We start from the raw sequence: 470 nt of genomic DNA on the forward strand, positions 1-470 counted from the left end.
ATCGGATTTTGAAGCCATGGAAAGATCAGTCAAGTGATCATAAAAATATTCTTAACTGATCTGCATTACGCATTTGCGGGGTTTTTAATTTATGATGCCGATGCTTTATAGCGCGTTGTTATTGTTTTGCCATAAGATGGTTTAAGTTTTTACTGTGTGCTGTAAAATAACTGCATATTTTTTACAGACTCGCCGTGGCGAGCAACATACAGAGTAACCATAATGGAAAATAAACTAACCGCAATCGACACTCTCGCGGAACTTGAAAGCTTTTTACTACAAGTGGAAAACGGCGGTTTAGGTTTAACTGGCGTAGCAGGCGTCGGCATGGCAACTAATAATGCCGACGGCAGCCGTTTTGTCGCGGTGTTTGATGACAAGCAACAGCTTTTATTAGCCCGTGAAATTACCGAAGAGATTTTTCAAAGCGGCCAAGATATGGTGCGCAACGGCGTAGGGCGTAAGCACTA

The 470-nt window shown here is 42.3% G+C and carries 1 protein-coding gene; it reads left to right on the forward strand.

Annotated elements, in window-relative coordinates; translation table 11 throughout:
* Window positions 1-222 precede the first annotated feature (222 nt).
* On the forward strand, window positions 223-470 hold a 248-nt coding region (locus tag CWC30_RS17945; protein WP_008114111.1), incomplete at its 3' end, for a hypothetical protein.

Source organism: Pseudoalteromonas sp. S4741, assembly GCF_005886135.1.
Classification (GTDB): Bacteria; Pseudomonadota; Gammaproteobacteria; order Enterobacterales; family Alteromonadaceae; genus Pseudoalteromonas; species Pseudoalteromonas tetraodonis.